15 protein-coding genes and 1 pseudogene are annotated in these 14,310 nt (G+C 74.3%); 9 read left to right on the top strand and 7 right to left on the bottom strand.

From position 1 onward, the window contains the following. Positions 1-98: 98 nt before the first annotated feature. A pseudogene (locus tag AB0469_RS20020) lies at positions 99-584 on the bottom strand (hypothetical protein); the annotation flags it as partial. A gap of 424 nt (positions 585-1,008) precedes the next feature. Between AB0469_RS20020 and AB0469_RS20015 the strand changes: the two are divergent. Then, complete coding sequence (locus AB0469_RS20015; protein WP_366452836.1) at positions 1,009-1,974, top strand: Gfo/Idh/MocA family oxidoreductase; 966 nt, start codon at positions 1,009-1,011, stop codon at positions 1,972-1,974. Positions 1,975-2,006: 32 nt separating this feature from the next. On the opposite strand, the gene AB0469_RS20010 is transcribed toward AB0469_RS20015, so the two are convergent. Further along, positions 2,007-2,570 carry a hypothetical protein gene (locus AB0469_RS20010; protein WP_366452736.1) on the bottom strand — a complete coding sequence of 188 codons (564 nt, stop codon included), beginning with the start codon at positions 2,568-2,570 and terminating at the stop codon, positions 2,007-2,009. Positions 2,571-2,782: 212 nt separating this feature from the next. Between AB0469_RS20010 and AB0469_RS20005 the strand changes: the two genes are divergently transcribed. Further along, complete coding sequence (locus tag AB0469_RS20005) at positions 2,783-3,319, top strand: AAA family ATPase (protein ID WP_366452735.1); 537 nt, start codon at positions 2,783-2,785, stop codon at positions 3,317-3,319. Here the strand turns inward: AB0469_RS20005 and AB0469_RS20000 are convergent. Beyond that, positions 3,314-3,937, bottom strand: coding sequence for a hypothetical protein (locus AB0469_RS20000; RefSeq protein WP_366452734.1), 624 nt, complete (start codon positions 3,935-3,937; stop codon positions 3,314-3,316). The genes AB0469_RS20005 and AB0469_RS20000 overlap by 6 nt on opposite strands. A 161-nt stretch (positions 3,938-4,098) precedes the next feature. Further along, positions 4,099-4,470, bottom strand: a complete 372-nt coding sequence (locus AB0469_RS19995) for an ArsC/Spx/MgsR family protein (protein ID WP_366452733.1) — start codon at positions 4,468-4,470, stop codon at positions 4,099-4,101. A gap of 106 nt (positions 4,471-4,576) precedes the next feature. Between AB0469_RS19995 and AB0469_RS19990 the strand changes: the two genes are divergently transcribed. Further along, positions 4,577-4,834 carry a hypothetical protein gene (locus AB0469_RS19990; protein WP_366452732.1) on the top strand — a complete coding sequence of 86 codons (258 nt, stop codon included), beginning with the start codon at positions 4,577-4,579 and terminating at the stop codon, positions 4,832-4,834. A gap of 59 nt (positions 4,835-4,893) precedes the next feature. Here the strand turns inward: AB0469_RS19990 and AB0469_RS19985 are convergent, their stop codons facing one another. Continuing rightward, a complete protein-coding gene (locus AB0469_RS19985) occupies positions 4,894-5,799 on the bottom strand; it encodes a nuclease (RefSeq protein ID WP_366452731.1) in 906 nt (301 codons plus the stop codon). A 52-nt stretch (positions 5,800-5,851) separates the two neighbouring features. Beyond that, a complete protein-coding gene (locus AB0469_RS19980) occupies positions 5,852-6,967 on the bottom strand; it encodes a PP2C family protein-serine/threonine phosphatase (protein WP_366452730.1) in 1,116 nt (371 codons plus the stop codon). Positions 6,968-7,057: 90 nt separating this feature from the next. Here AB0469_RS19980 and AB0469_RS19975 point away from each other — a divergent pair, with 90 nt between their 5' ends. From AB0469_RS19975 to AB0469_RS19965, 3 genes are all read left to right on the top strand, one after another. After that, positions 7,058-7,747 (top strand): VIT family protein, encoded by a 690-nt coding sequence (locus AB0469_RS19975; RefSeq protein ID WP_366452729.1) that lies wholly within the window; start codon positions 7,058-7,060, stop codon positions 7,745-7,747. 71 nt (positions 7,748-7,818) lie between these two features. Further along, positions 7,819-8,709, top strand: a complete 891-nt coding sequence (locus tag AB0469_RS19970) for a TIGR01777 family oxidoreductase (RefSeq protein WP_366452728.1) — start codon at positions 7,819-7,821, stop codon at positions 8,707-8,709. Positions 8,710-8,964: 255 nt separating this feature from the next. Next, positions 8,965-10,215 carry an FAD-dependent oxidoreductase gene (locus AB0469_RS19965; RefSeq protein ID WP_366452727.1) on the top strand — a complete coding sequence of 417 codons (1,251 nt, stop codon included), beginning with the start codon at positions 8,965-8,967 and terminating at the stop codon, positions 10,213-10,215. 42 nt (positions 10,216-10,257) lie between these two features. Here AB0469_RS19965 and AB0469_RS19960 read toward each other — a convergent pair whose 3' ends face one another. Beyond that, positions 10,258-11,697 carry a regulator gene (locus AB0469_RS19960; protein ID WP_366452726.1) on the bottom strand — a complete coding sequence of 480 codons (1,440 nt, stop codon included), beginning with the start codon at positions 11,695-11,697 and terminating at the stop codon, positions 10,258-10,260. Positions 11,698-11,989: 292 nt separating this feature from the next. On the opposite strand from AB0469_RS19960, the gene lipB reads away from it, so the two are divergent. The 3 genes from lipB (at position 11,990) to AB0469_RS19945 (ending at position 14,306) form a co-directional block, all read left to right on the top strand. Then, positions 11,990-12,799 carry a lipoyl(octanoyl) transferase LipB gene (gene lipB / locus AB0469_RS19955; RefSeq protein ID WP_366452725.1) on the top strand — a complete coding sequence of 270 codons (810 nt, stop codon included), beginning with the start codon at positions 11,990-11,992 and terminating at the stop codon, positions 12,797-12,799. 110 nt (positions 12,800-12,909) lie between these two features. Next, on the top strand, positions 12,910-13,857 hold the full coding sequence (gene lipA / locus AB0469_RS19950) for a lipoyl synthase (protein WP_366452724.1): 948 nt from the start codon (positions 12,910-12,912) through the stop codon (positions 13,855-13,857). Between the two features lie 251 nt (positions 13,858-14,108). Next, complete coding sequence (locus tag AB0469_RS19945) at positions 14,109-14,306, top strand: hypothetical protein (RefSeq protein ID WP_030233071.1); 198 nt, start codon at positions 14,109-14,111, stop codon at positions 14,304-14,306. Positions 14,307-14,310 lie beyond the last annotated feature (4 nt).

Raw genomic sequence — 14,310 nt, 5'->3', positions numbered from 1 at the left:
AACAACGGGCCCGAGGCAGGCTTCGTCTCACTCCGTGGATCGGAATCTCATATTCCGCCGTCAAGCCTTCGTCAGGCCGCAACAATCCCGACAAACCGTCAGGAGCAAAGCCGCTTCCGCCAGTCCAGTCCGGTCACCCGTATCGCATCGTGGGCGGATCCGTTCCACGTCCACGCCAGCCCCGCGCCCTCCAGCGCCGCCACCACCTCACGCCCCACGGACGCGGTCAGCGCCTCGTCCGGCTCGAAGCCCCCGTACAGCAGGAAGAGGTCCCCGCCCGCGGCCGCGCCCTCGGTGCCCTGCGCGTGGAAGAAGACGAACCCCCGCGCGTCCTCCGCGCCGGCGGCCCATATCTCCCCGAGGCCGCAGCTGCGGCAGCAGGTGAAGTTCTCCCGCGCGGTGATCCCCGCCGCGTCGAGCACGCCGAAGGCCCGGGCCAGCCGCTCCGGGTCGGTCTCGTCCACCCAGCCGGCCTGCTCGGCGACCCGCTCCCGCCACAGCCGGTCGACCGGCTGCGCGGCCTGGGCCCGTGACACCGGCCGCTCGTCGCCGTCCACCAGGTACTCCTCGGCGTCCTCGGTGAGCTGCGCCCGGCCCTCGTACCCGCAGAGCAGCCACCCCCGCACGGCCTCGGCCAGCTCCTCCTCCACCTCCGGGTCGAGCGGTTCCACCTCCTCCACGGGGAACTCCACGGCCTCGGAGCCGTGCAGGTCGTGGGACTCGTCGGACTCGGTGTGGACGCGGATCGTCGGCCCGACGGGAGCCGGCCGCGTGGTGACGGGGTTCATGCCCCCAGGGTGGCAGGCGGCACTGACAGTGCGCCGCGGCCCGGGTCGGACCAGGCCGTCCTCGATGTACCCCTTGCCGTCCTTCTCCACCTGCCACGGGATGCGGACCGACGCGCCGTGGTCCGAGACCCCGTTACGGGGGTTTGCGCCGCAGGTCGGGTGGCTTGTGCGGGTCGACGGCCGCACGCCCGTCCGGGTGGGGCAGACTGAGCAGGTGAGCATTTCGTACGATTTGAACTCTTCCGGTGGGGGCTCCGAGCGGGCCTCCGGGAACCGCCGCCCCCGCGTCGGCCTGCTGGGCACGGGCCCCTGGGCCCGCCGCACCCACGCCCCCGCCCTCGCCGCCCACGCCGGCTCCGACTTCACCGGCGTATGGGGCCGCCGCCCCGAAGCGGCGGCCGAGCTCGCCGGAGCGCACGGCGTGAAGGTGTACGAAGACCCCGACGCGCTCTTCGCGGACTGCGACGTGGTGGCCTTCGCCCTGCCGCCGGACGTCCAGGCCCCCCTCGCCGTACGCGCCGCCGCGGCCGGCTGCCACCTGCTGCTCGACAAGCCCGTCGCCACGACCGTCGCGGACGCCCGCGCCGTGGCCGACGCCGCCGCCGCGCACGGGGTCGCCTCCGTCGTCTTCCTGACCCTCCGCTTCGCCGAACCCACCGCCGGGTGGGTCCTCGAACAGGCCGGGCGCAGCGGCTGGTTCACCGCCTCCGCGCACTGGCTCGGCGCGGTCTTCCCGCCCGCCGGCGAGCCCAGCGCCTACGCCGACTCGCCCTGGCGCAAGGCCAAGGGCGGACTGTGGGACGTCGGCCCGCACGCCCTGTCCGTCCTGATCCCGATCCTCGGCGACGTCACCGCCGTCACGGCCGGCCGGGGCCCGTCCGACCTGGTGCAGCTCGCGCTGCGGCACGCCTCCGGGGCGGCCAGCACGGCCGTCCTCAGCCTGGGCGCGCCGCGCGCGGCGGCCGGGGTGGGCCTGGAGCTGCGCGGGGCCGAGGGCGTCTTCAGGCTGCCCGACTGGAGTGACGTGCCCGGCGCGTACGGACGCGCCCTGGACGCCGTCCTCACCGCCGCCCGCACGGGCGTACCGGACCCGCGCGGGGCGGAGTTCGGGGCCCGGCTGACGGAGGTCCTGGCGGAGGCGGAGGCCCGGCTGAGCGGGTCGGAGGTCGCCGCACCCGTCGCCTGAGGGGTCCGGCCGCCGCCCGGCGCGGCGGCCGGCTACTTGATGAGGGCGTTGGCGACGATGATGGCCAGGCCGATCGTGCCGTCGGCCAGGCCGATCAGCAGTGCCGTCGTGAGCCGGTAGCCGACCCGGACCGCCACCAGGGAACCCCAGGCGAAGAGCAGCGCGGTGTTCAGTCCGAGCCCGACGGCCGTCACCCCGTACGACTCCCAGTGCGCGATCCCGGCGAGGACCAGCAGGAGCACGGTGGGCAGGGTGGCCGCGATCATCGGCCACTCGTTCCACAGCGCCCGCACCAGCAACCGCCACCGGTGCGCCGCCGAGCCGTCCCGGTGGCTGGCCATGTGGTGCGAGTACCCGTGCGCGAGCCCGGCCGCGGCGGCGGTGACGAGCACCCAACTGGCGTCGTAGAGGGGGGTGTACTCCCCGCCCTGCTGATCGAGCGCGGCCAGCAGCCCACTGGCCAGCACGGTCCCGTACACCCCGCCGAACATCCAGTCGGCCCCGCGTCGGGGCGGAGGGAGGGGGATGGGGACGGATGCGGGGGCGGGCGTGGCGTCGTGGGGCTGCCGGGGCTGTTGGGGGTGGTGGTCGGTCACGGTGGGGGGTCCTTGCAGTGGAGCGTCTTTTGGTGCTGTTTGTCCCTTTGGTGTCGGGTCCACCCTACGGGGTGAGAGGTGGGGGCGACGTGAAGGGCGGACCGGGACCGCCCTCGCGCGCCAGACCGCTGCGTGCTCCTCCCGCCCCGGCGCCCGCGACCCGTCCGGGGCTGTGATCCCCGCGGCGGGGGCTGGGCCATACAGTCACGTGCATGATCGAATGCGCTCTCGAACCCCGTGCCCTCCTGATCAACGGCACCGTCGGTGTCGGCAAGACGACGGTGGCCGAGAGCGTGGGCGGTCTCCTCGCCGACGCCGGTGTGCCCCACGCCGTCATCGACCTCGACTGGCTGTGCCAGTCCTGGCCGGCGTCCTCGCAGGACCCCTTCAACTTCCGCATGATGCTGAGGAACCTCCGCAGCGTCTCCGGCAACTACCGTGCCGCCGGGGCCGTCCGGCTGGTCGTCGCCGGTGTGGTCGAGGACCTGGAGGGTCGCGAGCTGTGCGGCGAGGCGATCGGCGCCGAGCTCTCGGTGTGCCGCCTCCAGGCCGATCCGCCCGTGGTCCGCGAGCGCCTGGCGCGCCGCCACGAGAACGAGCCCGAGGCGCTGCAATGGCACCTGGCCAGGGCCGGTGAACTGGCCGGGATCCTGGAACGGGCCGCAGTCGACGACTTCGCCGTCGACGTCACCACGCGCTCGGCCGACGAGGCCGCCGCCGAAGTGCTCGCCGAGCTCGGCTGGCTATGACGCCCCCGTCGGCCGGCCCCGGTCCGCTTCCCGTTCCCGTTCCCGTGCCCGCCCCCGGTCGCGGAACCAGGCTCCGGTTCCGACCAGGACCGCCACCCCCACCCCGTACAGCGGGAGCCAGAGCGTCGTCGTGGCCGAGAGGCACTCGTCGACCGCCTTGCGGGACTGGGTGTCCCGTACGTACGCCAGGGCCGTGCCGTCGTGGCCGGCGAGGGCGCCCAGCGCGGCCTCCGTCGCCAGGGCCTGGTAGCGGCCCACCAGCTTGCAGTCGCTGCGGGCGCCCGGCATCGGGAACAGCCAGGCCTGGCGCTGGAGCAGCGGCGCGAGGGCGATCGCCACGCACAGGCCGACGATCAGTGCGTACGCGACGAGTCCCCGCAGGTACGCCGACCGCAGATCCGGCGACCACCTCGCCCGTCGCTGGAAGGCGAGCATCACCGCGAGGAGCGTCACCCCGATGAACGTGGCGAACCACTGCCACGACCCCTGGGCCAGCGCGAACGTCAGCACCGCGGCGAGTCCGATGCCGATGACCCCGGGGGCGGGAAGGTCCGCGTCCGTCGCGGCGGATGCCGGCCTCGGCCGGGTCCGGGCCGCCTGAGGGCTCGTATCGCTCACGGGCCGACCTCTCCTGCCGCGGGAACCCCCAGCATCCCCCGCGGCGCCCGCCGCCGCGGCCCGCCATGCCGTACGGTCCCGCCGCCGCGCCCGGATGGCCCGCCCCGCCCCCCTCCGTCCGAGCGCGCCCGCTGCCGCGACTCCGCCCGGACGGCGGCAGGTCACCCCTTGCGGGACAGGGCCTCGCGGACCGCTTCCTCGGAGCGGGCCACGACCGCGGTGCCGTCCTCGGCGGTGATGATCGGGCGCTGGATCAGCTTCGGGTGCGCCGCCAGGTGGGCGGTCCAGCGGGCGCGGGCCGCCTCCGTCGCCTCGCGCGGGAGGTCCCGTACGCCGGTCTCCTTCGCCAGGGGGTCGGAGGTGCGCGTGATGTCCCACGGCTCCAGGCCGAGGCGGTCCAGGACCTCGCGGATCTCGGCCTCGGAGGGGACGTCCTCCAGGTAGCGGCGCACGGTGTACTCGGCGCCCTCCGCGTCCAGCAGGGTCAGCGCGCTGCGGCACTTCGAACAGGCGGGGTTGATCCAGATCTCCATGCCCGCAAGCCTAGCCAGATCCCGTCCGGCCAGGGCTTTTGTCAGTGCCCCCCGGTAAAATCGAGGGAGAACGACAGGAAGCCAACTACCGTTTGGGAGGCTGTAGATGGCCGCTGCCGCGAGCTTGGTGATGCCCAAGAAGATGCCGCTGCCGGCGGGGCTGCCCCGCGAGTGGTACGAGAACCACAACCGCCGCCTGAAGGCGATGAGGCTGGCGATCTCCCTGCTCGACACGGGGACGTACGACGCCAAGCGCGCCACCAACCGCAAGATACGGACGATGGCCGTCCGGGTGGGGATCCACCGGCCGTCCAACCTCACCTGCCGGATGGTCCGCGCCTTCATCGTCGCGAACGCCGGCTGAGGCACGGGTGCTGCGACGGCCGGCCGGCCGCTCCGGCGGCGGGCCGGCCGTCGTCCCGTTCACTTCTCCACGAAGACGATCTCCTGCGGCTTGTGCGTCATCCGCACGGTGTCGCCGTCGACCTCGACGACGTGGTGCATGCCCCTGAAGACCTCGGGCTTCCCCTGGAGGTAGAAGTGGTCCTCCGCCGCCCCCGCCAGATAGGCGCGGAAGCACGACAGGGAGGGGTCCGACGGGTTCAGGTCCAGGTAGTCCTTCAGCCGGCGGAAGAGCTTCGGCAGGATCACCGCCCCGTCGTCGGCCGTGAGGGACTGCAGTCCGGTGACCTTCACGCCGGTGGTGGTCACGTCCTTTTCCCAGACGCTCTTGCCCGGCTCCGGCGCCGCTGCCGCGGCCGCGGCAGCGGCGGTGAGGGAGGCGCGCAGGAGCTCGGGGAACTCGCTGTAGTAGGTCGGGTAGACCAAGCCGGCCTTGAGCAGCTGGTAGTTGGCGGTTTTCACCAGCATCCGCTCGTCGACCTCGACCGCGTAGCCGTTGGGGGCCGGCTGGGACCTGTGGCCGACCAGGGCGACGCACCGGCCGAAGACGTCGGCGCCACGGGTGAGGATGTAGCCGTCCACGGCCTCGGGGGTGGTGCTGCTGATCCTTTCCCGGTCCTTGTCGTCCCGGTCGAAGCCGGTGAAGCCGATCTGCTTCAGGAGCTCCTGCATGGCCGCGTGTGCCAGGGGCAGGGGTTGGTGCTGCACGCCCGACGGCGACTTCTCGTCGCCGTAGTGGGTCTCCAGGGCGTCGATGCCCTCCAGCCGGATCGAGGCGCTGCCGTCCCACCTCGGTACGACGGGTCTGGCCCCGGGCACGAGTCTCCAGTCGGCCACGTTGTCGGGGGTGAAGTTGACGGTGTCACCGTCCGGTTCGAAGCCCTTCGCCCGGAAGGTTCCCTTGATCACCAGCATGGGCATGGACATGGCAGCTCCTACGGGTGTCGGCACGAGGACGCTCAGTGCATGGCCCCGGAACCTAGTGGCGCCCCGGACCGCCGGACAACCGCTGATCGGGCGACAGCAGCAGCAGGGCCACGTCGTCGCGCGGGCCGCCCCCGCTGAAGGCCGCGAGGTCCTGCCACAGCGCCGGAACCAGGCCCGCGGGATCGGCCGCCAGGACCGGGACCCGGGTGGCCAGCGGGTAGAAGCAGCCGGCCGCGTCGCGCGCCTCCGTCACCCCGTCGGTGTGCGCGAGCAGCCGGTCGCCCGGCAGCAGCGGCAGTTCGGCGACCTCGGGGAGGGCGGGCCCGGCCAGGCCCAGGCCCAGCGGCGGGCCGGGCTCCGCGGTCACCTCGGAGACCGTGAGGTCCCGCAGCAGCAGGACCGGGGGGTGCCCGCACGACACGACCCGCACGAGGTCCAGTCCGGGCGGGAACTCCAGCAGCACGGCCGTCGCGAACAGCTCCGGGTGCGCCACCGAGTCCGCCGCCGCGTCGGCCGTCAGCCGCCGGTCCAGCCGGACCGCGACCGCCGCCAGCCCCGCGTCGTCCAGCACCGCCTCCCGGAAGGCGCCGAGCAGCGAGGCCACCGTGCCGACGGCGGCCAGCCCGTGCCCCTGGACGTCCCCGACCACCGCCCGGACCCCGTACGGCCCGGCCCGTACGTCGTACAGGTCGCCGCCGACCAGGGTGCCCCGCTGGGCCGCCCGGTACAGCCCCGAGCAGTTGACCCCGCCCACCCGTGCGGGGACCGGCGGCAGCACCGCGAGCTGGGCGGCCTCGGCGACGGTCCGGACGCTGACCAGCTGGGCGTCCCGGCGCCGCCGCACCAGGGCGATGATCACGCTGAGCAGGCCGACGGTGGCCACGGTGGCCAGGTCGGTGCCGCGGGCGTGCCCGACACCGAGCTGGGGGACGCCGAGCAGGATCAGCACCACGACGGCGAAGGCGGCGGTGCCGACGGCCCCGTAGGCGAAGGCGGCCACGGCGGGCAGGGCCGCCAGGAAGTAGCCGAGCTCGGCGGTGGCGGTGGTCCACTGGGCGGCGCAGAGCGCCGCCAGCGCGGCCACGGGCGCGATCCGGGCCCAGCGGGGCGGCGGCGCCCCGTGCAGCCCGCCGGGCTCTTCCCGTTCGCCTCTCGCCCGTCGTCTCACCCCTCCACCCTGGTACGGGGTACCGGGCGGCGCACGCCGGGTGGCCCCGGCGGGCTGGCCGGGGCGGGCGGGGGCCGCGAGAGTGGTGCCGTGACGCAGACGCAGAGCGCGGCGATCAGCACCCGGCTGAACTGGCTGCGGGCCGGGGTGCTCGGCGCCAACGACGGGATCATCTCCACGGCCGGCCTGGTGGTGGGCGTGGCCGGCGCGACCACCTCGCGCACGGAGATCCTGACCGCCGGGGTGGCCGGGCTGCTGGCGGGCTCGCTGTCGATGGCGGTGGGGGAGTACGTGTCGGTCAGCTCGCAGCGGGACTCGGAGCGGGCGGCGCTCGACCTGGAACGGCAGGAACTGGCGCAGGACCCGGAGGCGGAGCTGGCCGAGCTGACGGAGCTGCTGGCCGGGCGGGGGCTGAGCCGGGAGGTGGCCCGGGAGGCCGCCGAGCAGCTGACGGAGCGGGACGCGCTGAGGGCGCACGCGCGGGTGGAGCTGGGGATCGAGCCGGACGAGCTGGCGAACCCGTGGCACGCGGCCTTCGCCAGCCTGGTCGCCTTCACGGTGGGGGCGATGCTCCCGTTGCTGGCCATCGTCCTGCCGGAGGCCTCGGCCCGGGTCCCGGTGACGGTGGTGGCGGTGCTGGGGGCGCTGACGCTGTGCGGGGTGGTGAGCGCGCGGCTGGGCGGGGCTCCGGTGCCCCGGGCGGTCCTGCGCAACGTGCTGGGCGGCGGCCTGGCGATGGCGGTCACCTACGCGGCGGGCACCTGGCTCGGCGGCGGCTGACCCTGCCGGTCCGGGGAGGCGCCCGGCGCCGTTCCCTGCGGGCGCCACGTCGAAAAGAGGACACTGCCCCCATGCGCATCGCCATCACCGGAGCCTCCGGACTCATCGGCAAGGCCCTCGTCCGCTCCCTCCACGCCGACGGCCACGACACCGTCCGCTTCGTCCGGCGCGCGCCGGCCGCACCGGACGAGGCGCGGTGGGATCCCGGGAGCGGCTACGTCGACCCCGTCGGGCTGCGCGGCTGTGACGCCGTCGTGCACCTCGCGGGGGCCGGGGTCGGGGACCACCGGTGGACGGACGCGTACAAGAGGGAGATCCGCGACAGCCGGGTGCTCGGGACCGCGGCCCTCTCCCGGGCGGTGGCCGCCATGGACACCCGGCCCGGCGTGCTCGTGTGCGGGTCGGCCGTCGGGTACTACGGCGACACGGGGGCGAGGGCCGTCGACGAGTCGGCTCCCGCCGGCACCGGGTTCCTGCCCTCCGTCTGCGTCGCGTGGGAGGCCGCCGCCGCCCCCGCGCGGGACGCCGGGATCCGGACCGTGTTCGCCCGGACCGGACTGGTGGTCTCCGCCGAGGGCGGCGCCTGGGGGCGGCTGTTCCCCGTCTTCCGGGCCGGGATCGGCGGCCGTCTCGGCGACGGGCGGCAGTACTGGTCGTACATCTCGCTGCGGGACGAGGTCGCCGCCCTGCGGTTCCTGATCGAGACCCCCGGCCTGTCCGGGCCGTTCAACCTCACCGCCCCCGAGCCGCTGACCAACCGCGAGGTCACCGCCGCCATGGGCCGCGTGCTGCACCGGCCGACCCTGTGCGCGGTCCCGGCGCCCGTGCTCCGCGTGGCGCTCGGGGAGTTCTCCCAGGACGTGCTGGGCAGTCAGCGGGTGAGGCCGGCACGGCTGTTGCAGGCCGGGTTCACCTTCGCCCACCCCGGTATCGAGGAGGCGCTCCGGGCCGCGTTGGCCTGACCGCCGGCCCGGCCGTCGGTCCGGTCCCCGTCCGGCCGTCGTCGCGCGCGGCGACCGGACCGCCGGCCCGGGCTGCGGGGCCGAGGCGCTGGTCCGGGCGCATCCGGCGTCCATGTGCGACCGGTTGTGACCCGCATGCGACCGTCGTGCGACCGGAGTTGTGCGCAATACCGCGCCGGACTCGGGTTCTCCCGGAGTCCGTTGGGGGAAGAACGATCCCCACACAGCCGCCGCGCCGACCTCGGGGAGGGGCACGTGCTCAGCAGCGACGTCGTCATCGTAGGAGCCGGAGTCTCAGGACTCGCGGCAGCGCACCACCTGATCGCCGCCGGGGTCAGCGTCACCGTCCTGGAGACCGCCGACGACCCCGGCGGCCGCATGGCCACCGCCTCGGCCGACGGCTTCCGCCTCGACCGGGTCGGCCAGCTCCTCAACACCGCGTACACCGAACCCGCCCGCACCCCGGGCCTCGCGGGCCTGACCCTGCGCCCCTTCGCCCCCGGGGTCCTGGTGCACGGCGCCGACGGCAGGCGGCAGCGGGCCGGGGCCCTCACCCCCGCCCGCGCCCTGGCCAGCGGCTCCCTCGACCAGGCCCGGCTCAGCGCGGCCCTCGCCCGGCTCGCCGCGCTGCCCCCGGACCGGCTCCTCGCCCGGCCCGAACGCACCGCCCACGCCGCCCTCGGCTCCCGCGGCCTGCCGCCGCGCACCGTCAACGGGATCCTGCGGCCCCTGCTCTCCGCCCTGCTGCGCGACCCGGACCTCACCACCTCCAGCCGCGTCGCCGACCTCGCGCTGCGCACCTTCGCCCGGGGCCGCCTCGCGGTCCCCGAGGGCGGTGCGGCGGCCCTGCCCGACCTCCTCGCCGCGGCCCTGCCGCCCGGCACCGTACGGACCGGCATCCGGGTGCGGTCGGTGGCGACCAACCTGGTCACCACCGAGGAGCACGGCGACTTCGGCTGTCGCTCCGTCCTGCTGGCCACCGGCGCCCGCGCCGCCGCCGGACTGCTCCCCGGACTGCGGGTGCCCGCCTTCCACGAGGTCACCGTCATCCACCACGCGACCCCCGGGACCCTGGTCTGGGACGGATCGCTGCTCCTGGACGCCGACCCCAAGTGGCCCGTCGCCCACACCACCGTGATGAGCGCCGTCGACCCCACCCGGGCCCCCACCGGACGCAGCCTGGTCACCACCACCGTGCACGGCCCGCCGCCGCCCGCCCGCACGGTCGCGGCCCGCCTCGCCCGGCTCTACGACACCCCGACCCGCGACTGGGAGCTCCTGGCCGTCCACCACACCCCCGAGGCCGTCCCGGCCATGCCCCCGCCGCACGACCGGCAGCGGGCCGTCCGCGTCCTGGCCGGGCTCTACGTCTGCGGCGACCACCGCGACTCCAACACCGTCCAGGGCGCCCTGCACTCCGCCCGCCGCGCCGCCACGGCCCTGCTCCGCGACTTCGGCATCCCCCTCCAGAGCCACCCGGAGCCGGTCCTCCCGGCAGCCGCCTGACCGCCCCGGCCGGGGCCCGCCGATCCACGGGCCCCGGCCGGATCAGGACAGCGCCGAGATCCGGTCCCGGTACGTCCGGACCGCCGAGGCGTCCCGGTACGGCTCCAGCCGGCGCTCGAAGTCGCGCACGTACTCCACCGCCCGCACCGACCGCATCTCGCTCGCCTGCTGCGCCGCCTCCGCCCCCAGCGCGCACGCCTGGTCCAGCTCGCCCAGCCCCAGCCGGGCCGTCGCCAGCACCACCCGGCAGAACAGCCGCGAGCGCGCGTACCCCGGCGAGCGCAGCTGGAGCGAGCGCTCCGCGTGCTGGGCGGAGGCCCGGTACTGCTGGAGGTCGCGGTGGCAGTGCCCGAACTCGTCCGCCAGCTGCGCCTCGTCGAAGGCCCGCGCCCAGTGCGGCACGTCGTCCCCGGGCCGGGCCGCGCCCAGCGCCCGCTCGGCCCGCACCAGCGAGGCCGTCGCCGCCCGGACCTCGCCCAGCACCGCGTGCCCCCGCGCCTCGGCCGCGTGCAGCAGCGACTGCACCACCGGCGGCGGGCCCGAGCCCACGCCCTGCTGGGCGACCCGGGCCAGCTGCACCGCCTCCCGGCCGTGGCCGAGGTAGACCGCCTGGCGGCTCATCGTCACCAGCACGTACGACCCGTACGGCCGGTCCCCGGCGGCCTGCGCCAGCCGCAGGGCCTGGACGAAGTACCGCTGGGCCAGCCCGTGCGCGGCGATGTCGTACGAGGTCCAGCCCGCGAGCCGGGTCAGGTCGGCGGCGGCCGCGAACAGCCGGCGCCCGGTGGTCTCCCCGTAGGTGCCGCGCAGCATCGGCTCGGCCTCGTGCTCCAGGTAGCGCACCAGCGCCTGGCGGGCGTGGCCGCCGCCGTAGGTGTGGTCCAGGGTGCGGAACAGTTCGCTCACCGACCGCAGTGCGGCGATGTCCCCGCCGGTGACCCGCTGCCCGGGCCCGCGGTCGACCTGCCGCTGCCGGGGCACCGTGGTGCGGCCCTGCGCGGGGACCCGGTGCGCGGCGGGGTCCGCGCCGCGCCCCACCCGCTCGTCGGCCCGCCCGATCAGCCAGTCCCGGCTCGGCACCACCAGCCCGGCCGGGGTGAAGGCGATCTTGCGGAGCTCGGCGTGCGAGCCGGAGTCCTTGCGCCACAGCCCGCTCGCGATGTCCACGGCCTCCTCGGGAGTGGCGGCGAACTCCAGCCCCGCGTACACGGGCGCGCACGCGTCCAGGCCCAGGTCCTGCGCCGAGAGTCTGCGGCCGAGGCGCCGGGTGAAGACCTCCGCGATCAGCGCGGGGGTGGTGCCGCGGGGCTGCTGGCCGCGCAGCCACCGGGTCACGGAGGTCTTGTCGTACCGCAGATCCAGCCCGTGCTCCAGCCCCAGCTGGTCGACGCGGCGGGCGAGCCCGGCGTTGGAGAACCCGGCTTCCGCGATCAGCGCCGCGAGCTGCCGGTTGGGGACGCGCTGGGCAGGTCGTTCCGTCATCGGCTCCACGGTTCCCGTACGTGACGGACCGGGGTCCCGGCCCTGTGAACGGCGTGAATGTAGCGGCCAACTCCGGCTGTGCCGCCCTCTCTGCCCCACATTCATCCGATCGTGTGCAGAATGGGTAGGGCTCTTTACGGACCGTTCTCCTTCCTCCCCCAGGGGTGGCGCCGCCGTGGTCCGCCGGCCCCGGGTGCCCGGACCGGGGCCCTGAGGGGTCGCGCACGGGCCGCCGTACTCTTGGACCGGTGCGGATACGTGCACACAGCAGGTTCAACGAGGAGGCGCTGCGGTGACTGAGCTTCGGTTTGTCCATCTGGGCTTCGGGCCGGAATCCGTCGAGTACACCGAGGCCTGGGACGAGCAGCGCCGCGTGCACGCGGCCCGCTTCGCGGACGAGATCGACGACACCTGCCTGATGGTGGAGCACGAGCCGGTCTACACCGCCGGGCGGCGCACCGACCCCAGCGAGCGCCCGCTCGACGGCACCCCCGTCATCGACGTGGACCGCGGCGGCAAGATCACCTGGCACGGCCCGGGCCAGCTGGTCGGCTACCCGATCATGAAGCTGCCCCGCCCGGTCGACGTGGTCGCCCACGTGCGCCGTCTGGAGGAGGCCCTCATCCGCACCGCGGCCGAGTTCGGCGTGGAGACCACCCGGGTCGAGGGCCGCTCCGGCGTCTGGGTCCTCGGCGACCCCGTGGAGGAGCGCCCGAAGATCGGCGGCCTCTCCCTGGACTTCGACCCGCGGATCGGCGACGACGAGTTCGACGCCCGCCTCAACGGCCCCGAGTACGCCCCGTCCAACGCCGGCCAGCGCCGCGAGGACCGCAAGCTCGCCGCGATCGGCATCCGCGTCGCCAAGGGCGTCACGATGCACGGCTTCTCCTTCAACGTGAACCCGGACAGCACCTGGTTCGACCGGATCATCCCCTGCGGGATCCGGGACGCCGGTGTGACCTCGCTCTCGTACGAGCTGGGCCGCGAGATCACCATCGCGGAGGTGCTGCCGGTGGTCGAACGGCACCTGAAGGACGTGCTGGAGCACGCCGAGCCGAAGCCGCGCGAGATCGAGCGGGAGCCGGAGCCGGCCGCCGGCTGACGGCCGCGGGAATGTGTCCTGCCGCCCCCCGGTTGGCCGGACGTAAGAGCGTACGAATTACGGGCGTACCCTGGTGGGCGCCGAAGAATCGAAGTCACAGGGAGCCGGTCGTGTCCGCAGTCGCACCCGACGGACGCAAGATGCTGCGCCTCGAGGTCCGTAACGCCCAGACCCCCATCGAGCGCAAGCCCGAGTGGATCAAGACCCGGGCGAAGATGGGTCCCGAGTACACGAAGATGCAGAACCTCGTGAAGGGCGAGGGGCTGCACACGGTGTGCCAGGAAGCCGGCTGTCCGAACATCTACGAGTGCTGGGAAGACCGCGAGGCCACGTTCCTCATCGGCGGCGACCAGTGCACCCGGCGCTGCGACTTCTGCCAGATCGACACCGGCAAGCCCGAGGCCCTGGACCGGGACGAGCCCCGCCGCGTCGGCGAGTCCGTGGTCACGATGGACCTGAACTACGCCACCATCACCGGCGTCGCCCGCGACGACCTGGCCGACGGCGGCGCCTGGCTGTACGCGGAGACCGTGCGCCAGATCCACCAGCAGACGGCGGGCCGCGAGGGCGGCCACACCAAGGTCGAGCTGCTGGCCCCCGACTTCAACGCGGTCCCGGAGCTGCTGGAGGAGGTCTTCGCCTCCCGCCCCGAGGTCTTCGCGCACAACGTCGAGACCGTCCCCCGGATCTTCAAGCGGATCCGCCCCGGCTTCCGCTACGAGCGCTCGCTCGACGTGATCCGGCAGGCCCGCGCCTACGGCCTCGTCACCAAGTCCAACCTGATCCTGGGCATGGGCGAGGAGCGCGAGGAGGTCTCGGAGGCGCTCAAGGAGCTGCACGCGGCCGGCTGCGAGCTCATCACCATCACCCAGTACCTGCGGCCCTCGCCGCGCCACCACCCCGTGGAGCGCTGGGTGAAGCCGGCCGAGTTCGTCGAGCTGGCGAAGGAGGCCGAGGAGATCGGCTTCTCCGGCGTGATGTCCGGCCCGCTGGTCCGGTCCTCGTACCGGGCGGGCCGCCTCTACACCCAGGCGATGGAGAAGCGCGCGGGCGCCTGACGCGCGGCCGGCGAGCACACCGGCTGATCCATTGGATCACGCAGCGTGTGAAGTCGGGCACAAAAAATTACCAAGCAGTAATGCGTGATGACGCGGCCCCTAGGCTCTTTCATTGGGAGAGCCCGGCGGGCCGCGTCAATATTTCATCACGTTTGACCCGTCGGTCATGCCCTGGTAACACCAGTCAGTGACGCTGGATCCACGCACCGCACACGCCACCGATGCGAGTACCGAGAGTAGGGACCGACATCATGCAGGCCGCGCCCGTCCGCGCCATCGCCATTCCGTCCTTCACCGAAGCCTTCCGCGGCATCGAATCGCTGCTCATGAGCGGTGCCCGGCGCAACGCCTGGACGGCCGTCCTGGAGGACCGCCGCAGGGCCAAGGACCGGGTGGAAACCGAGCACGTACTCGAGGCCGCGGCCACCCGTACCCCGCAGGCCACGTAAACTT

This window comes from Streptomyces sp. NPDC093801 (assembly GCF_040701585.1).
Lineage (GTDB): Bacteria > Actinomycetota > Actinomycetes > Streptomycetales > Streptomycetaceae > Streptomyces.
Note: the sequence above shows the minus strand (reverse complement) of the source record. Positions and strands in the feature narration are given on the sequence as shown.